A 17,366-nucleotide genomic window follows, 5' to 3' on the forward strand; every position below is an offset into this window, starting at 1 on the left:
ACTCGGCGCGTTAATATTCGTCTTGCATGTATGCCGCGTTGGCATAATTCTCGAAGCGTGTATGCGCACCCATAAAGGTCAGGCGCACGCGACCAATCGGGCCGTTACGTTGTTTGGCGATAATAATCTCGGCAGAGCCTTTTTCAGCGCTGTCAGGGTTGTAGTACTCATCGCGGTACACGAACATGATCAAGTCGGCATCCTGCTCAATCGCACCCGATTCGCGCAAGTCACTCATGACCGGGCGCTTATCCGGACGTTGGTCCACACTGCGGTTTAACTGTGAAATGGCAATCAGTGGCACATTCAACTCTTTTGCCAGCGATTTAAGAGAACGCGAAATTTCGGAAATTTCCGTGGCACGATTTTCACCTGAGCGGCCAGAAGGTGCTGACATCAACTGCAAATAATCGATGACGATCAGTCCCAGTTCACCCGCTTGCCTATGCAATCGCCGCGCACGTGCACGCACATCAAAACTGCTTAAGCCTGCACCTTCATCAATAAAAATCGGCGCTTCGTTGAGCTTACCCAGCGCAGTGGTCAGTTTTTCCCAATCCTCATCCTCGAGGTTACCATTACGCATTTTGTGCTGGTCCAACCGGCCGATGGAGCCGATCATACGCGTCGTTAATTGTGTGGCGCCCATCTCCATCGAGAAAATGGCCACTGCCTTGTTGGTTTCCAAAGCTACATTCTCGGCAATGTTGATCGCAAAGGCAGTTTTACCCATGGAAGGACGGCCGGCAACAATCACAAGATCGCCACCCTGCAAGCCTGAGGTCATGGAATCGAGATCACTAAAACCCGTAGGCGTACCCGTCACATCTGAGTGGTTTTCACGCGAATACAGGTAATCAATACGGTCAGCAACTTGTGGCAGCAATACCTGCATCCCCAAAAAGCCCTGGCTTTTGCGGTTGCCGCCTTCAGCAATCTGGAAAATTTTCGCTTCAGCCTCATCCAGCAATTGCTGCGCATTACGCCCATTTGGCAGATAAGCGCTTTCGGCGATGCCGGTTCCTACGGTCACCAACTGGCGCATCACGAATCGCTCATGCACGATTTCGGCATATCGGCGAATATTCGCAGCGGTTGGTGTGTTTTGGGCCAGCGCACCCAGATAGGCGACGCCACCAATCGTAGTCAGTTCAGCGGTGCTTTCAAGCGATTCGGCAACAGTCACAATATCCGCTGGCTGATTGCGTTCAATCAACCTGGCAATATGTTCATAAATCAACTTATGGTCATGCTGGTAGAAATCTTGCCCTGATAAGATATCAGCAATTTTGTCCAGCGCTTCATTGTCCAGCAACAGCCCGCCTAATACGGATTGTTCGGCTTCGATAGAATGCGGGGGAAGTTTGAGAAATTCGAGTTGTTCGTCAGCCATCTGGCGATTATACCGAAAAGTGAATCGGCATTTTCTTGTTTTGAAATTTACTCTGAGTGGGATGATAAATGCGAGTAGATTTTCTTTTTAAAAATAACGATAGTGTTTAAGTTAAGAAACGAATCTTATTCAGAAACTTTATCTTTAATTTAACTACTTTATTTTTCGTCTCTAGGCGAAAATAATCTTCCCTTAAAGACTCAAAATCAATGAGCCGCAGAAACCTTGAGTGTTATAGCGTTCACCAAAATAAAAAAGGCTACCGAAGTAGCCTTTTTCAAGTGTCACTAAATGCTTAAATTAAGCTTCAGCAACCACTGTGACATTGATATCAACAACCACATCATGATGCAGTGCAACGCTCACAACAAACTCACCCACATTTTTCAGTGGGCCGTTAGGCAAACGCACATCTGATTTCTTCACTTCATGGCCTTGTGCTTGCAAACCAGTAGCGATGTCCAGGTTGGTGACAGAGCCAAACAAACGGCCATCAACACCTGCTTTTTGTGCAATCGTTAAAGCAAAGCCAGCCAATTTTTCACCACGTGTTTGCGCAACAGCCAGGAAATCAGCTTGTTGTTTTTCCAAGTCAGCACGACGTGCAGCAAACTCAGCCTGGTTAGCTTCAGTTGCACGTTTTGCTTTACCTTGAGGAATCAGGAAGTTACGGCCGTAACCGTCTTTCACGCGAACCACATCACCCAAAGTGCCCAGGTTTGCTACTTTTTCTAATAAAATTACTTGCATGTTATTCTCCTAAGCCGCCAATTAACCTGGGTGTTTGTCTGTGTAAGGCATCAACGCTAAGAAACGTGCGAGTTTAACCGCAGTTGTCAGTTGGCGTTGGTATTTAGCCTTAGTACCAGTCATACGGGCTGGAATGATTTTGAAGTTTTCAGAAACGAAATCTTTTAACAGATCTACGTCCTTGTAATCTACGTGTTTGATGCCTTCTGCACTGAAACGGCAGTAACGGCGGCGTTTGTACATATCTCTTGCCATTTAAAACTCCTTCAATTCTTTATGCTGTATTAGCTGTATTTCTTGTATATGCATGACCACTTGTGTGCTTTTTGCGCTGCGCTGTGCGAGAAAACCTTTCACTTTGATTTGATCTCCGCTTTGCAATGTGAGGTTGGCTTTTTCACCAATCAGCACTGCCGGTAACTGGCACTGCACTTTGCGATTCAGACCTGCTTCAAGCTGCTCTGAATCATGTTGCAACTGCAAACGCAACAAGGGTAACCCTGCCGGTGTATAGCGTAACGGTTCAATTGCTTTTACCGTCGCTGCAATCACCAGCGTATTCACAACGACTTAGGCGGCTGCCTCAGTAGTGGCTGCAGGTGCGTCACCAACGATGGTTTTGGATTTTTCCTCTTTCATCATTGGGCTTGGTGCAGTAACCGCTGTTTTAGTCGAAATAGTCAGGTGACGTAATACAGCATCGTTGAATTTGAAGCCGTGTTCCAGCTCTTCAAGCAACTCTTGGCTCACTTCAATGTTCATCAGAACATAGTGTGCTTTGTGTACTTTTTGAATTGGGTAGGCAAGTTGACGACGGCCCCAGTCTTCCAGACGATGGATGTTGCCGCCATTGCCGGTGATTTGCGTACGGTAACGCTCAATCATCGCAGGCACTTGTTCACTCTGGTCAGGGTGGACAATAAATACGATTTCATAATGTCGCATGAGATCTCCTTACGGTTAAAGCCACCCTAAATGCGAATCAGGTGTGGCAAGGTTGGAAAAGCGTGCGATTATAGTCTATAAGTCCAGTTTGAATCAAGGACTTATCTTAATTAAGTACTGATATGCGGCTGGGTTCTGCCTGAAAACAAAACTCATGACATGGGGGATTTCAATGAATACAGGAATAATCTGCGTGTAGAAGTTGAAAGCCAAGCGATCTCTTGAGGTGGGATATTTAATCACCCATCGTTTTATTCTCGAGATTTTTATCTTCTTTGGGCAGGTAATAAGGATCAGCCACATAGCCCGGCCCTTTCATGATAATAATCACCACCAGACCTATGATCATGGCACCGATAAAGAACCAGAAAGTGAATAGCAAACCCAAAAACACGGAAGTGCGTTCAAGATTCTGATTAAGCAACTCACCCTGCTGCCACCATGTATATACAAGCGGACTGGCAAATACCAGCGTCCCGAGCAGCCACCACTTCGGCAATTTCTTCAATAACTGCCATTCTTTATGACTAGGGTAACGCACACCATCTGGAAGCTTATTCAACAATCCCATCTCACCACTCGCTTAACTACTTACCAGTATAGACACTTAAAACAATCATTGTTTCATTCTAATCTACAGTATCCAGTTGTGCAGCTAGCACTCATTACAAGCGCATATTAAAGAAAGCCAGAATTTCGCCGTAAAAAGACTCAGACCATGAATATTCACGGGCGAAGTTTGCCCTGAGCACAACAACTTGAGGTGGCTGCATGCTGGCACAAAAAAAACAAGCACATTGGGAAGGCGTTTTACATGCTATACAGACTTCCTATGCCATTAAACGCCATGTTGACCTGTTTAACTGGCTAAAACAGGACATTCACCCGCTGATGCGTCACGACGTACTGCTTGCCGCATGGGGAAACTTCAGCACGGGCGACTTGCATTTCGATGTCTGTTCATCATTGCCTGACGTGACCACACAATGCCTGCTGCAAGATTCAGCGATTGTCAATTACCTGATGTGCAACCTGTACAAACGCTGGATTGAAAACGAAGAAAAATGGTATGTCGTTAATCAGTTCGATGCCAGTGGCATTCATGCACAATCGCCCAACCCGTTTACCCAGCAATTGAAAAAAATGCATTCACTGATGGTGTATGGCGTGCGTGACACCCGTCGCCAGGCTGATTGCATCTATGTGTTTTTTGACCGCGCCAAAGAGTTCCATGTGCCGGACCAGTTATTAGGCATGATTATGCCGCACCTTGACGCGGCCACTCGACGCGTAGAACACCTGAAGCCGATTGTGAAGGACGAAGATTTGCTCGATAGTATGGCGCAAGGCGGATTATCAGATCGGGAGCAGGAAATTCTGCATTGGGTCCGCAGCGGTAAAACCAATCTGGAAATCGGTATGATCCTGGAAATCAGCGCCAATACGGTCAAAAATCACCTGAAAAGGATTTTCCAGAAACTGGATGTTTCTTGTCGTGCACAAGCGGTGGCCAAAACCGGTTATTCGGGGACCCCTTATAAGGCAAGCTAAGAAAGAAGTCCCGGAAATAATCTTTGCTAAGACCTAATCGCGCCCGGTAAATCGTTGAATATCACGTAACTGCCGCTTGGTTGGCCGGCCCATGCCGCGGTCACGTTCTGCAAACTGATCCGCTCCGCTTTCCTTACTTTGCTGCCGCAGGCGCTGGCTTTCATCCGTCTCGCGATAAAGCAATGCCGCTTCTGGCGCCCCACGGCGCACATTGCTCAATGCCAGCACTTCCACCTCAATCTGCAAATCTTTATTTTTAATAGAAACACGCATGCCAGGTTTCATTTCCCTGGCGTTTTTGGCACGGTCTCCATCAATCCGCACCTTGCCACCATCCACCGCATCCGCCGCCAGGCTACGCGTTTTAAAGAATCGTGCCGCCCATAACCATTTATCCAGGCGGCAGCTTTTATCATCGTCAATCTCTGACGTCGCGTGTTTGTCGTTTTTCTGATTGGGTGATCTTGCCATTATATTTATAGCGGCTTAGTGGCATCTGCCTGCTGTTGAATATAGGCCATGTGCGCCTGATTGCGTTCCAGGGTTGCCCTGAAGCTAGCCAGCATGGTTTGCGCGCGCGCCATTAAGCTATTACCGCTATAAGTCCCATCCTCTGCCTGCGTACCAGCTTCACTCTCGGTGAGATGCGCGATGCCTTCCAGTACATGATCGATGGTGATAATTTTGAACATGCCATTATTAACCGCCGTCACTACGCTTTCATCCAGGATCAAATGCCGCTGGTTACGTTTTGGGATGATCACGCCTTGCTCACCATTGAGTCCCAGCGCCTGGCACACGCGGAAATAACCTTCAATCTTCTCGTTCACACCGCCGATCGGCATCACCTCACCAAACTGGTTAAGTGCACCAGTCACCGCGATGCCCTGCTTGATCGGCAAGCCAGTCAGTGCCGACAGCAATGCGAATAACTCGGCACATGAGGCTGAATCGCCCTCCACGCCGTTGTACTCCTGCTCAAACACCAGCGATGCGTTCAAGCTTAACGGTGCCAATGCCCAGAAGCTGGCACTGAGCCAGTTTTGTAAAATATAGATGCCTTTATCATGACTGGGGCCACTCATCTCGACTTCGCGGTCAATATTAATCACACCACTACGGCCAGGGTAACAACGTGCAGTAATGCGGATCGGTGAACCAAAACTGGCGTCACCCAACTCAATATGGGTCAGGCCATTCACTTGGCCGACCACATCGCCGTGGACCTGGATCAGTAACTCGTTATCGATAATCGAATCACGGATTTGTGTTTCAAAAAACTGCTGGCGTAACAATCGTGCAGACAAAGCCTGATTAACATGCGCATCTGTCACCAAACGCGCATCTCCCGCTGCGGCAGCACTTTCATGCATCAATTGATCCAGGTGTGCAAAACGGATACTGAAGCGGCTCTGATCCTCTTCCAGCCTGTGCATAAACTGCAGCAGAATGTTGACCGCCGCGCCAGTGAAATGCGGCAAAGCTTGTTGCTGACATTTTTGTGCGATATAGCCTGCGACCCAGGCGTAGTTTTCCGGTGTCGCAGACACCCGGTCTTCAAACTCTACCTTGATCGGGAAAAAATCAAAGAAATCGGGCTGTGCTTCCAGGCAATCATAATAGTCTTCGCGGCTGGCAATCATAATCAGCTTCACGTGCACCGGTAACGCGCTTTGGCGATTACCTCCCGTACCTTGTTGCGCATGATTGGCCCAGTCTTCGATCTGTATTTCGTGATTACGCATCAGACGATACAGCTTTTCCAGCAACGCACCGCCATTACCCTCATCCTGCATCAGGTCACGCAAATGCAACATCAACATACCGCCATCCGCGTGATGCAGGCTACCGGCACGTAAGCGTAAAAACTCCGGCCATTGCGCGGCTTCACCGGCAGCGGTTTCCAGCGTGCCGAACAAGGCGGCAAAACCGGGATCCTTTTCTTCTACTATAGGTTGTTTAATGCCGGCAGTGAGGTTAGCACGCTGATCTACCAGCAAATTGACTCTAAAGCGCGACAAAAATCCTTCATTCACCAAGCCATCTGCATTACTTTCCGGCTCATTACCTAATTGTTGCCAGGCTTGCAGGTAGGCCAGTATCTCCGGCTTGATCACATTAAAGAAAGGAGATAATTTGGCGCTGCTCAGCTGCGCTCGCATGCTATCGATACGCTCCTCCAGCCACACCTCCGCTAGCGAAAGATTGGCCTGGGGAATATTTGCTTGGCCATGGCTATCCAGCCACTGCGGCATTTCTGCCATCAGTGTTTTGATGAATATATCCATCACTGTACGTAACTGCGCACCAAGCCCGGCCGGCAGCTTGATGTAATTCACAGAGGATTGCTGGCTAAAGTCATATAACGCGACCAGGTCTGTCAGAGAGGTATCAAGACCAGTGACTGCTGCCGCTTTCATGGCCGCCATTGTCAGCCCTGCACGACCAGAGCCTGGCGTACCCTGCACCAGCACATTGCAACCGGCCTGCTGCATTGATAACCCCAACATCAAGGTTTTTTTTGCTTCGGGCTGAAGTTTCCAGCCATAATCGGTGAGGCTTAAATCTGCAGCATCCAGCAGCGTTTCCGTAGACTCAAACGACATGGGTGACAGCTTGTAGGAAACGGTCAATTCATTAGAATTTAATACTTGCATCATGTAGGTGACTTTCCACTATTCTTTTGCCACTGTTGTTTTGCGTGTTCATCGGTCGCCCGGGCTTCCACCCAGTGCTCACCGAAGTCACCAATTTCTTTTTTCCAGAAAGGCGCTTCTGTTTTCAGGTAATCCATTATAAAAGCGCAGGCTTCAAATGCCGCCTGCCTATGCAGGCTGGTGGCGGCGACCAGCACAATTTGCGCTTGTGCCGCCAAGGAGCCCACACGGTGGATCAAGCGTATACCCAACAACGGCCAGCGCTGGCATGCTTGCTCGGCAATGCGTTGCAAGGCCGCTTCAGTCATACCCGGATAATGTTCAATGATCATTCTTTCCAGCTTGCCCTCGGCTGACACATCCCGCACTATGCCGATAAAATTCACCAGGGCGCCGGCCTGCGGTGTTGCCGCCTTAAGCTGTTGCAACTCTGCTCCGGTATCAAAATCTTCCGGTTGCACAGAAATCCTGAGATAAGCAGGCACGCTCAAGTTTAACCTCCGGTGACGGGCGGGAAAAAGGCGACTTCATCACCTTCATCCATCGTCGCCATATCATCAACTAACTCATGGTTGATCGCTGCACGCACCACACTACTGCCGTTAAACAGCTTCTGCCAGGTTTCACCGCGGTTAGCCAACCACGATTTTAAGGCAATGATGGTTTCTACACTGTCAGGCAGCACCACATCTTCGGAGGAGTAATTAACAACCTCTTTGATGCGTGCAAAATACAAAATGGTGATCTTCATGACGGGTTACTCTTCTCTATGTCTTCCAGTTCTTCCAGCAGTTCCAGGGTATCTATTCCTTCTTCTTGCGCAAGTTCCACTTTTTCGATCTGTGCAAAACGCCGGGTGATTTTCTGGCTGCTGATATGCACATCCTGTGCGTTTTCATGTGCCTGGCGGATATTATCAGCCAGTTTTTTCATACGTGTATCAAAGCGATTAAAGTCTTTGCTCAACTTGCCCAGTTCATCTTTGATGATATGGACCTGCTTGCGCATTTCCACGTCTTTCAGCACGGCCCGCGCGGTGTTCAATACCGCCATCAGCGTGGTCGGTGACACCAGCCAGACGCGCTTTATCATCGCGTAATCAACCACATCCCTGTGATAGGCGTGAATCTCAGCAAACACGGCCTCTGCCGGGATGAACATTACTGCACCATCCGAAGTTTCATTGGCGATGATGTATTTGTTGCTGATATCGTCGATATGTTTCCTGAGATCGGCTTTGAACTGCTTGACGGCTTGCGCCTGTACGATGTCGCCCAAAGCGTTGTCATACATGCGGTGATAATTCTCGAGCGGGAATTTACTGTCGACCGCCACTGTACCGGTCGGCTCAGGCAAGAAAAGCGCACAGTCTACGCGTGCGCCATTGCTCAGGGTATATTGCATGGCAAAACTGCTGCTCGGCAGCACATTGTGCACCAATCCTTCCAGCTGCACCTCGCCAAAAGCGCCTCGGCTACGCTTGTCACCCAACAGTTCCTGCAGACTCACCATATTGACGCTGAGACCATCAATTTTCTTTTGTGCTTCATCAATGGTGGCCAGGCGTGCCATGACGCTGACAAAGGTTTCATTGGTTTTCTTGAAACCGGCTTCCAGGCGCTCAGAGACTTTGCCGCTCATTTCTTCCAGGCGTGCATCTACGATCTTGGTCAGGGATTCCACGCTCTGCGTCAGTGTTTGTGTGGTGGTTTGCAATGACGTTTTCAAGAGGTTTTGCTGCAACATCCCCTGCTCTGACAAGCCATTGCGCAAACTCAAACTGAGTTGCTCGCTACTTTGGCTTAAATGGTCACGCTGCGCGACCTGCAAGGCTTGCATCGCTTCACGTGTTGCAGTCAGTTCGAGTGAGAGTTGTGCCCGCAAACGGTCTTGCTGGTCCGCATTCAGGCTTTGCAAACGGTCAGCCAGCAGGTTGAGTGATTGGTGCATCTCGCTCATCATCATGCGGTGTTTTTCTTCCAGTTGCTGTGCAAGCAATTGGGCCAACGCCTGCTGGGAAGCCTGTTGCTGTTTGCGTGATTGCCAGACAAGCATGCCGATAATCAGCAGCAACAGGAGTAATTGAATGATTTGAATGACCATCATGGCATTATAGCCGATGACAGTTGCGCCATATCGCCTCGCAGAAAATTACGCTGCGAGGCGTTGGCTGGTTTGTGATTTAAAAATGTACTTATAGATTTACATTAGTGCGAATGCAAGTGGGAAAACTCCTAGTGAGTGTGCGCCTGCAAGCCAGGCGCACCGTGGGCACGCGCCAGCCACTGCATTTCTGAAGGGTTATGCTCCATATCGCCCAGGTCAGCATAATCCACATGCTGGTAATTAGTCAGCGTTGTCAATGTTGCTTTAGGCGGGGCTGCGACATCAGTGGCGGCAACCGCGCCTGTCTGCAACACTTGCATCTGGATGGTGACCGTGTGTTCAGGATAATGATATTGAACGGTATACGGCAATTTCAATGCCGGCATCCATAACACTTCTGTATGCACACCGTTCCCAAGTTCACCGACATACTTTTCCAGCGTATATCCATATTTTTGTGGTTGGTCAGCAGGTACTTTTTTGAGTCTGGCCAGCTCTTCATCGGCAATCAATTGTGATTTGACCTGCCAGATCTGCGCATCGGTTTTAATCGCCAGCAGTTTCAGGTCTACATCCGAATAATCAATGGCGCGACCATCTTCATGCATCAGGTAACTGTAATTAAATTGGCCGGCAGGTTTTTTCATCCACAGGCTGCTGTTGTGCGCTGGCTCGCCATTGTGGGTCAGGTGGCGAATTTCGACCTGGTCGTCTTCCCGCATTAACCACCATTGCAGGCGCTTGGCGGACGCTTCCATACAAGGCGTCGCACACTGTGTTGTTTCGTAACGTGCATTGACGATTTCTTCAGCAATACTTGCCTTGGCAGCCATCATTAACATCGCAGCCAACCCTAGCATTTGAATCACTCTTTTCATATATTTTTCCATCAAGTGGTACAGGGCGACAGATTGCCGCCCTGCATGACGGCTCAAACTACTAGCCGTCTATTCTCAATTAATAACCGAAAGCGTCTTTCATCACCTGGTAGATGTAGCTTTGCTCTTGCACGCCGTGCACCAGGTAAGATTTAGGGCCAACCGCATAAATAGCCACTTCTTCACCGGCATGGGTTTCTGAGCTCAATGGCACCAGGGCTTCCTGGTGGAAATCAGGATCTTCGGTATCTACACCAGACATATCCACCACGCGACCGGCGGCAATCGCTTCGTTATATACCGCGTCACCTGGTGAATTGGTATGGTAGCCAGGGCCATTGGCAAAACTCACAGTGGTATAAGGTCTGCCATCAGCTGCCAGCGTTGGTGCTGTTTTACCTGGCTCAACCACTTTACCCAGGATAGGGTTGCCACGTTTCGGGTAACCACCAATGGTCAGCGTATGGCTGTGGTCAGCAGTCACGATAATCAGGGTATCGTTCAGGTTCACCTTGCTGGCCGCTTCGCGCACTGCATCAGACAATGCCACCGCATCCTTGAAGGTACGGTAAGCGTTACCCGCGTGAGAAGCGTGGTCGATACGGCCGCCTTCTACCATCAGGAAATAACCACTCTGGTTTTTCTTCAGGATATCAATCGCCTTGCCGGTCAATTCCGCCAATGAAGGCTCACCTGCGATATCGTTCGGACGATCCTGCTCGTATTCCATGTGTGATGGATTAAACAGGCCGATCACTTTATTGGTAGTCACCGGGTTCAATGCATTAAATGCGTTCTGGTCTTGAATATATACGCCACCGAATTTGCTGACATATTCTTGCGCCAGGTTACGGCCATCGGTACGACGACCTTTAGTGCCTTCGATATCTGTCACTGTATTTGGCAGGAAGTAGCTACGGCCGCCACCAAACACCACATCAATACCATCGCCGATTTTGCCGGTGCCAAAGTTGTCGATCAGCTGGGCAGCAATATCTTTGACGCCATTAGTCGCAGCAGCCGCTGAGAGGTTGGAGTTGGCTTCCCAGTCACGGTTTGAAATATGCGCATAGGTAGCCGCTGGCGTTGCGTGTGTGATACGTGCTGTCGACACCACGCCGGTCGATTTGCCGGCAGCTTCAGCCTGTTCCAGGATCGTCGTGACCTTACCAGCGTTGATTACTGCGGGGTTAGCTTCGTTTCTGGCGACAGACTGGTTGAGGGAAATAATGCCATCATTGGTTTTCACACCAGACACAATGGCTGTCATGGTAGGCGCAGAGTCAGAAGTCTGCTGGTTGGTGGAATAGGTTTTGGATAATGCAACGTAAGGGAACTCTTCGAATGCCAGCCTGTTACGCTCGCCATCGATGCCTTTTAACTGGCCTTCAAAAATACGTGCGCCAGTCACGGTGGAGATACCCATGCCATCGCCCACAAACAGGATAATGTTTTTGGCTTTTCTGGCATTTGGTACCAATTTTTTGCTGTCATTCAGGCTGGTTGCACCATCATTCAGCCAGAATTGCGCATTTTCAGCCAACGCCACATTAGAAAGTGCGAATTGTGAGCCGAGTAGCATGGCGACGATAGCAGTGCGTTTCAAGTTTAAAAAGTCCATGATTAATTCCTTTAATTAGATTTTATCGTATTTATAATTTAGTTGTGGCGGCGACGCATTACCGTGGCCATCAAGCCCAACCCTGCCAGCAACATGGCAGTTGAGTCAGCTTCAGGCACGGCAGAAATTGCATTCAGGCTGACGTTATCTACTCCAAGTTGTAACGAGCTCTGGTTAGCGACCGTGGCGAAACGCAAAACAAAACTACCGCCAGCAGCCAAGCCAGTGCTCAAATCAAAGCTGTAGTTCACATAGTTATTGGCCGCTAACACACCGTTGGCACCGCCGATATACAGGCTTTGCACGACATCAGCACTATCAATCGAGAATGGATCGGCACCCGCTTTCAATAAATCCACACGCACATGCTGGTTAGGGTTATCTGTGGCATCCACACTGTAATCCAGACCCGCTGCATTAATGTTGGTAGTGCTGTTCTGGTTATTCACAAACATCTGGAAGGTCAAGGTAGCGGAAGCAACTGCACCGGTGCTGAAGGTCTGGAATAAAGCACTGCCGGACAGGCCATTGTTATCCAGCAAACCATAGTAATTACCCTGGTAAGCGCCCACCGTAGTATTACCTGTGACTTCGGTGGTAGTGCCGGACTGCGCCAGCACGCTGCCGAAAATGCCTTGTTCAGCACTTTGCCAGCCGGTGATATCGTAGTTATCCAAGCCATGCGTTTCAAAACCGCCGTTTTGAATCAGTTCGGCTGCATTTGTTGTAGGTGATAATGCTGCCAGTACCAGCAAGCCAGTGATCGCCAAAGCATTCAGTTTCATGTTAAAAATCTCCCTTATGTGATTAACCTGCACGCGAATTCCAGCCCTGCGTGCACTTACCTGAGTATTGTTAAAAACATCTGTTGCAGAAAGGTTTCACTGCCATGAAGATTATGTGACGGGCAAGACTATAAGCCTGGTAAACGAATCTTCAGTTGGTTGAAGGTTGACTGGCGCTAAAAAGAAAAAACCCCGTAGAGACGGGGTTATAAATGACTTTAACTTGAAAACACGACACAATCACACGAAGGCATCCATCATGCTGATGATCATGAGCAGCAACAATCCAAAAAACAGAATTTTTAGATTTAAGCTCATAAACGGCCCTGTGCATTTGTGATGTTGCTAGAATAGGACGATTGCGCGCTGCTCTCAATGGCCCATTCGGGTCAACATAGTGCGGGTGCAACGACAACCATCATACAAACATTCCCCTTGTCCTGGCCGATGACCAAGGGGCTGCCGTTTCAGGGGAGCGATATGCTAAAAATTAAACTGATGCTGGGGTTCTGGCTGGCCAGCCTGACCCGCAGGCTCAAGAATAACTTTTACCTGTACCTGGCATTACTGTTCAGCGTGGTGATCTTGCTGGATGCCGGTGTATTCCATGTCGGCCTTAACATGCGCGACAAGGCATTTGACCTGATGGTGAAAAATCGCATATTCAAACCGTCAGCTGACCCTGCGATTGTGATTATCGATATCAATGAAGCCAGCCTGGAAGCCATGTCCAAGGAATATGGCCGCTGGCCGTGGCCGCGCCAGGTAATAGGCGAGTTGGTGGAGAATATCCAGCGCCAGCAACCGAAAGCCATCATCTTTGACATCGTTTTTTCGGATGCCGATGTTTATAACACAGACAGTGACAGCTATTTCAATGATGTCATCACTGCCTGTGAACACTGCTTCTTCCCTTTATTGCGCCTGGATGCCAGCCAGGACAGCAAAAGCCAGCTGACTTATGCCCAGATTCCTGGTTTGGCGCGCACCCCGGATGCAGACCCTCAAGCCACGTTTGCTGCGATTCCGCCCTACTTTAAAGGTGCATGGAAAACGCAACGCATGGGCACACATAATGTCTACCCGGATAGTGATGGCGTCGTTCGCCAATACCGCATGCGCCATCACGACAGAGGCTGGACCTTGCCCGCCCTGCCGTTAGTAGTTGCAGATGCCATGCAGTTTGAAACGGGCAATACGCCTGATGATATGTTGCTGAACTGGCGCGGCAAGCCTTTTACCTACCAGTATGTGACTTTCAGTGACATTTATGCCGATAGCACCAGCGCGCAGCCAAAACGCCCGCAGGATGAATTCAAGGATAAGATCGTCATCATAGGTTCCACTGCACCGGCGTTGTTTGATATCAAGCCTACCGCCATGGATAAGCAATTCCCAGGGGTGGAGATCTTGGCGACGGCTCTGGACAACACCCTGCACCAGGATTACCTGAAAGTCTGGCGGGGCAAGTTACCTTATATTTTGCTGAGCCTGTTATTGGTGTGGCTGACGACGCTGGCGTTTTATTTCAAGGTAGACCGCGACCGTTTCAATGGCATCTTTACCGGCAGCCAGATTGGCCTGCTGGTATTGTCATACCTTGCCATCAATTTCATCCATACCTACCTGGACCTGGCAGCGCCTATCGTATGGGCAGTGGCTTATTTTGGTATCGCCAAAATTTACGCATTGGCCACCGACCGCGCCTTACAGCGCTGGCTGGCGTTTGGCCTGACGTCGAATAGTGAAGAACTTGAAGTCTTGCTGATGCCCATCGTGATCGAAAGCCCGGAAACCTTGGGTGATGCGGTGATGAAACTGATTCGTAAGGAGATCGAATTCGCCTGCCGAGCACCCAACCAGACCGACATCATGGTGGGTACGCAAAGCGGACTCTGGGGCTTATTTGGAGATATAGTGATCGTCAGCTGGCAATACAAGCCGGAAGTCGCTTATCGCGAAGCCGCTGCAAAAGACGCCCAGCAGCTGGCCACACAATTGCCATCATTATTGAACAAGCTGGGACTGCCAAACAAGCCGACGATACGTTATGGCATGCACCAGGGCAATATCGTCAACCGTGCCGACCAATTGGCAGCGCAATGGCGGCTCCTGTTTGCACAGGCTCTGATCCAACTGGAACAGGATCATTTATCAACCATGGAGAAAGTTGAGACACCTAGATGATAAAAAGCAGCATGATAAAGAAAAGATTACTGGCGCTGTTGACCGTTTTTGCTTGTAGCAGCGCGATGGCAGCAGAGACTGGTGTGGTACTAAAGCCCGACCAATTACGTGCTGATGCCTTTAGCGATGCCAAAGTTGTTGGCAATGTGAGTAAAAATGATGCCGTAGATATTCTGAATAAAAAAGGTGCATGGTTACAGATCAAATCCTCCGGCAAAACCGGATGGGTGCGTTTGCTGACTGTGAGACGTAACAGCGCCAGCGGCAATAATATTGCCGGTGTGGTGGGTGTTGCCACTGGCCGCAGTGGGACTGGCAAAGTGGTCTCCACCACCGGTATCCGCGGGCTGAGTGCCGAAGACCTGAAAACAGCACAATTCAATGAAACAGAAACCAAAAAGCTGGAGAGTTATGCAGTCAGTGCCGATGAAGCCAAAAAATATGCTTCAAGCGGTGGTTTGAGTAGCCAGCAATATCCATATTTCCTGGGAGGCGCGCAGCCATGAATCAAATGACCCTGAAACAGGCGATGACACTGGCTGTGTGTACCAGCATAATGTGGGGAACCGCAGCAGCACTGGACCTGAAAGGTGTGCTTAAGGATGTGGTCAATGACCAGATGGGCGACACCAATAAAACCGGGCAGGCAGCACCTGCAGCCAACGCTTCGTCGCAGGATAAACTGGCCAATATCAACTGGAAAGACCCCAGCCAGGAAGATGAGATTGCTGTTGGCCGCAATGTCACCGGGACTATTCTGGGTGCCGTACCACTGGTGAACGATGCCAAATTGCAGCAATACGTCAACAAGGTTGGCCGCTGGGTTGCCAGCCAGTCAGAACGCACAAGTTTGCCATGGCACTTCGGCGTGATTGATAGCAGCGATGTGAACGCGTTTGCCGCACCAGGAGGTTATGTGCTGATCACTAAAGGCCTCTATCAACGTTTAAGTAATGAAGCGCAGCTGGCAGGTGTGTTGGGGCATGAAATCGCCCATGTAGTGCAAAGGCATCACTTGAAAGTCATGCAAAAACAAGCGCTGATGGATGCCGGCACTTCTTTTCTGAAAGAAAAGATCAGCAAAAACAAAATCACGCAGCGTGCGGTCTCTACCGGTGCTGAAATCAGTGCACGCAACCTGGATAAAAGTGCCGAATATGAAGCCGATAGTATGGGCACAGTTTTGGCCGCGCGTGCAGGTTACGATGCTTATGGACTGGCAGAAGTGTTGCAGGAGATGGAACTGTTGCCCAGTAATGATGGCAGCGTGGCGCTGCTGTTCCAGACCCATCCACACCCGGATGACAGGGTGGCGCAATTAAGTCTGGTGAGTGGTGACCAGATCGATAAAATCAGCGGCGGAAAAACGCTTGAAAACCGTTTCTATAAACTAAAGTAAGTCTTACTAAAAACACTGAGTGAATAAGGCTCGTAATCGTGAGCCTTATTCATTTTTAAAGATGCCAATCAAACCCAGCCACGCTCGCGGCATTCACTTTTAATGTAAGCGTAATACACTGGCGCTGCCACAATCCCCGGCAAACCAAAGGTTGCTTCCATCAGCAGCATCGCCACCAGTAATTCCCACGCATGCGCGCGTATCTGGCTACCGACGATGCGCGCATTTAAAAAATATTCCAGTTTGTGAATAATAATCAGGAAAAACAGCGACCCCATCGCTACCATAAATGAATGGCTGATACTCACAATCACAATCACCGTATTGGAGATCAGGTTACCAACCACCGGCAGTAAGCCGATCAGAAAAGTAATCAAGATCATGGTTTTGGTAAACGGCAGATGGATACCGCATAAAGGTAATATGATGGCCAGATATACTGCGGTCAGGCTGGCGTTCACGGCAGAAATCTTGACCTGGGCAAATACGATATTCTTGAAAGCCTGGGCGAACAGAGTGATGCGCTGCAACAAACTTTGTGCAAAAGGCCGCTGGTTGGTCTTGGTTTGCACATCATGCAAAGCCACCATCGCCCCTATCACCATGCCGATCAGGATATGTGCTAAATGATGCCCTGCTTCCTTGCCCAGCAATTGCCAGTCGGCCGAGTGTGCTCGCAGCCATTCAATGACAGTTTGTTGCAGGGTGATGGCGTCATCAGGCAGGCGGTCATTCAGCCACACCGGCAATACCTGGCGTGAATCCTCGATAATCCTGGCTAACTGGTCAAATAACATGGTCAACCCGCCAGTATCACTACGGATCAGCGTGACGATGCTCATGCCTAACGCCACCAACAAGCCGATCACGAAGGTCGCCAGCAATACCACTGCCAGCCACTTTGCATATTTGCCCGGTAACCGGCGCGCGATCAATGGCGAGATCACATGAATCAGCTCATATACCAGCAAGCCCACCAGCAACGCCGGCAACAGCTGTACTTTCAATATCAGCCACATCAATACAGCCATCAATATATAGGTTGCAATATCAAATTTTTGCGATTGGGTCACAACAGACTCCGGCTTTCATAT

General features: G+C 49.4%; 19 protein-coding genes. 4 read left to right on the plus strand and 15 right to left on the minus strand.

Going from position 1 to position 17,366, the window contains the following annotated elements; translation table 11 throughout:
* Positions 1-10: 10 nt before the first annotated feature.
* The 6 genes from dnaB to VK958_RS03425 all read right to left on the minus strand — a co-directional run bounded on the left by dnaB (position 11) and on the right by VK958_RS03425 (position 3,659).
* Positions 11-1,393 (minus strand): replicative DNA helicase, encoded by a 1,383-nt coding sequence (gene dnaB / locus VK958_RS03400; RefSeq protein ID WP_325239028.1) that lies wholly within the window; start codon positions 1,391-1,393, stop codon positions 11-13.
* Positions 1,394-1,693: 300 nt separating this feature from the next.
* Positions 1,694-2,143 carry a 50S ribosomal protein L9 gene (gene rplI / locus VK958_RS03405; RefSeq protein ID WP_325239030.1) on the minus strand — a complete coding sequence of 150 codons (450 nt, stop codon included), beginning with the start codon at positions 2,141-2,143 and terminating at the stop codon, positions 1,694-1,696.
* A gap of 21 nt (positions 2,144-2,164) precedes the next feature.
* Positions 2,165-2,398 carry a 30S ribosomal protein S18 gene (rpsR, locus tag VK958_RS03410; protein WP_055825757.1) on the minus strand — a complete coding sequence of 78 codons (234 nt, stop codon included), beginning with the start codon at positions 2,396-2,398 and terminating at the stop codon, positions 2,165-2,167.
* On the minus strand, positions 2,399-2,707 hold the full coding sequence (priB, locus tag VK958_RS03415) for a primosomal replication protein N (RefSeq protein ID WP_325239032.1): 309 nt from the start codon (positions 2,705-2,707) through the stop codon (positions 2,399-2,401).
* Between the two features lie 6 nt (positions 2,708-2,713).
* Positions 2,714-3,088 (minus strand): 30S ribosomal protein S6, encoded by a 375-nt coding sequence (gene rpsF / locus VK958_RS03420; protein ID WP_055825765.1) that lies wholly within the window; start codon positions 3,086-3,088, stop codon positions 2,714-2,716.
* 235 nt (positions 3,089-3,323) lie between these two features.
* Positions 3,324-3,659, minus strand: a complete 336-nt coding sequence (locus VK958_RS03425) for a hypothetical protein (RefSeq protein ID WP_325239033.1) — start codon at positions 3,657-3,659, stop codon at positions 3,324-3,326.
* 200 nt (positions 3,660-3,859) lie between these two features.
* Between VK958_RS03425 and epsA the strand changes: the two genes are divergently transcribed.
* On the plus strand, positions 3,860-4,639 hold the full coding sequence (gene epsA, locus VK958_RS03430; protein WP_325239034.1) for an XrtB/PEP-CTERM-associated transcriptional regulator EpsA: 780 nt from the start codon (positions 3,860-3,862) through the stop codon (positions 4,637-4,639).
* A 33-nt stretch (positions 4,640-4,672) separates the two neighbouring features.
* Here epsA and VK958_RS03435 read toward each other — a convergent pair whose 3' ends face one another.
* The 8 genes from VK958_RS03435 to VK958_RS03470 all read right to left on the minus strand — a co-directional run bounded on the left by VK958_RS03435 (position 4,673) and on the right by VK958_RS03470 (position 12,686).
* Positions 4,673-5,110 (minus strand): RNA-binding S4 domain-containing protein, encoded by a 438-nt coding sequence (locus VK958_RS03435; RefSeq protein ID WP_325239036.1) that lies wholly within the window; start codon positions 5,108-5,110, stop codon positions 4,673-4,675.
* 5 nt (positions 5,111-5,115) lie between these two features.
* Positions 5,116-7,299: a Lon protease family protein gene (locus VK958_RS03440; protein WP_325239038.1), complete on the minus strand. Its 2,184-nt coding sequence runs from the start codon at positions 7,297-7,299 to the stop codon at positions 5,116-5,118.
* Entirely contained in the window at positions 7,296-7,787 is a 492-nt protein-coding gene (locus tag VK958_RS03445) for a molybdenum cofactor biosynthesis protein MoaE (protein ID WP_325239040.1), read from the minus strand. The genes VK958_RS03440 and VK958_RS03445 overlap by 4 nt, the downstream gene beginning before the upstream one ends.
* 2 nt (positions 7,788-7,789) lie before the next feature.
* Positions 7,790-8,047: a molybdopterin converting factor subunit 1 gene (moaD, locus tag VK958_RS03450; RefSeq protein WP_325239042.1), complete on the minus strand. Its 258-nt coding sequence runs from the start codon at positions 8,045-8,047 to the stop codon at positions 7,790-7,792.
* Positions 8,044-9,399: a DNA recombination protein RmuC gene (locus tag VK958_RS03455; protein ID WP_414683836.1), complete on the minus strand. Its 1,356-nt coding sequence runs from the start codon at positions 9,397-9,399 to the stop codon at positions 8,044-8,046. The genes moaD and VK958_RS03455 overlap by 4 nt, the downstream gene beginning before the upstream one ends.
* 131 nt (positions 9,400-9,530) lie before the next feature.
* Entirely contained in the window at positions 9,531-10,280 is a 750-nt protein-coding gene (locus VK958_RS03460; protein WP_325239044.1) for a hypothetical protein, read from the minus strand.
* Between the two features lie 79 nt (positions 10,281-10,359).
* Positions 10,360-11,901 carry an alkaline phosphatase gene (locus VK958_RS03465; RefSeq protein WP_325239045.1) on the minus strand — a complete coding sequence of 514 codons (1,542 nt, stop codon included), beginning with the start codon at positions 11,899-11,901 and terminating at the stop codon, positions 10,360-10,362.
* Between the two features lie 38 nt (positions 11,902-11,939).
* Positions 11,940-12,686 carry a PEP-CTERM sorting domain-containing protein gene (locus VK958_RS03470; RefSeq protein WP_325239046.1) on the minus strand — a complete coding sequence of 249 codons (747 nt, stop codon included), beginning with the start codon at positions 12,684-12,686 and terminating at the stop codon, positions 11,940-11,942.
* A gap of 480 nt (positions 12,687-13,166) precedes the next feature.
* On the opposite strand from VK958_RS03470, the gene VK958_RS03475 reads away from it, so the two are divergent.
* Genes VK958_RS03475 through VK958_RS03485 form a run of 3 tightly spaced genes read left to right on the plus strand, consistent with a single transcriptional unit; the run spans position 13,167 to position 16,272 of the window.
* Complete coding sequence (locus VK958_RS03475; protein ID WP_325239047.1) at positions 13,167-14,873, plus strand: CHASE2 domain-containing protein; 1,707 nt, start codon at positions 13,167-13,169, stop codon at positions 14,871-14,873.
* 11 nt (positions 14,874-14,884) lie between these two features.
* Entirely contained in the window at positions 14,885-15,379 is a 495-nt protein-coding gene (locus VK958_RS03480; protein ID WP_325239048.1) for an SH3 domain-containing protein, read from the plus strand.
* Between the two features lie 5 nt (positions 15,380-15,384).
* On the plus strand, positions 15,385-16,272 hold the full coding sequence (locus tag VK958_RS03485; RefSeq protein ID WP_414683837.1) for a M48 family metalloprotease: 888 nt from the start codon (positions 15,385-15,387) through the stop codon (positions 16,270-16,272).
* Between the two features lie 68 nt (positions 16,273-16,340).
* Here VK958_RS03485 and VK958_RS03490 read toward each other — a convergent pair whose 3' ends face one another.
* Positions 16,341-17,345, minus strand: a complete 1,005-nt coding sequence (locus VK958_RS03490; protein ID WP_325239050.1) for an AI-2E family transporter — start codon at positions 17,343-17,345, stop codon at positions 16,341-16,343.
* Positions 17,346-17,366 lie beyond the last annotated feature (21 nt).

This window comes from Methylophilus sp. (assembly GCF_035460085.1).
Lineage (GTDB): Bacteria > Pseudomonadota > Gammaproteobacteria > Burkholderiales > Methylophilaceae > Methylophilus.

What these genes read in the sequence shown, in the direction of transcription:
- VK958_RS03485 (WP_414683837.1), top strand. Translation starts at nt 15,385, where the DNA reads ATGACCCTGAAACAGGCGATGACACTGGCTGTGTGTACCAGCATAATG.
- VK958_RS03440 (WP_325239038.1), bottom strand. Translation starts at nt 7,299, where the DNA reads ATGATGCAAGTATTAAATTCTAATGAATTGACCGTTTCCTACAAGCTG.
- VK958_RS03455 (WP_414683836.1), bottom strand. Translation starts at nt 9,399, where the DNA reads ATGGTCATTCAAATCATTCAATTACTCCTGTTGCTGCTGATTATCGGC.
- rpsR (WP_055825757.1), bottom strand. Translation starts at nt 2,398, where the DNA reads ATGGCAAGAGATATGTACAAACGCCGCCGTTACTGCCGTTTCAGTGCA.
- VK958_RS03435 (WP_325239036.1), bottom strand. Translation starts at nt 5,110, where the DNA reads ATGGCAAGATCACCCAATCAGAAAAACGACAAACACGCGACGTCAGAG.
- VK958_RS03465 (WP_325239045.1), bottom strand. Translation starts at nt 11,901, where the DNA reads ATGGACTTTTTAAACTTGAAACGCACTGCTATCGTCGCCATGCTACTC.
- rpsF (WP_055825765.1), bottom strand. Translation starts at nt 3,088, where the DNA reads ATGCGACATTATGAAATCGTATTTATTGTCCACCCTGACCAGAGTGAA.
- dnaB (WP_325239028.1), bottom strand. Translation starts at nt 1,393, where the DNA reads ATGGCTGACGAACAACTCGAATTTCTCAAACTTCCCCCGCATTCTATC.
- rplI (WP_325239030.1), bottom strand. Translation starts at nt 2,143, where the DNA reads ATGCAAGTAATTTTATTAGAAAAAGTAGCAAACCTGGGCACTTTGGGT.
- VK958_RS03470 (WP_325239046.1), bottom strand. Translation starts at nt 12,686, where the DNA reads ATGAAACTGAATGCTTTGGCGATCACTGGCTTGCTGGTACTGGCAGCA.
- moaD (WP_325239042.1), bottom strand. Translation starts at nt 8,047, where the DNA reads ATGAAGATCACCATTTTGTATTTTGCACGCATCAAAGAGGTTGTTAAT.
- VK958_RS03425 (WP_325239033.1), bottom strand. Translation starts at nt 3,659, where the DNA reads ATGGGATTGTTGAATAAGCTTCCAGATGGTGTGCGTTACCCTAGTCAT.
- VK958_RS03480 (WP_325239048.1), top strand. Translation starts at nt 14,885, where the DNA reads ATGATAAAGAAAAGATTACTGGCGCTGTTGACCGTTTTTGCTTGTAGC.
- epsA (WP_325239034.1), top strand. Translation starts at nt 3,860, where the DNA reads ATGCTGGCACAAAAAAAACAAGCACATTGGGAAGGCGTTTTACATGCT.
- VK958_RS03475 (WP_325239047.1), top strand. Translation starts at nt 13,167, where the DNA reads ATGCTAAAAATTAAACTGATGCTGGGGTTCTGGCTGGCCAGCCTGACC.
- VK958_RS03460 (WP_325239044.1), bottom strand. Translation starts at nt 10,280, where the DNA reads ATGAAAAGAGTGATTCAAATGCTAGGGTTGGCTGCGATGTTAATGATG.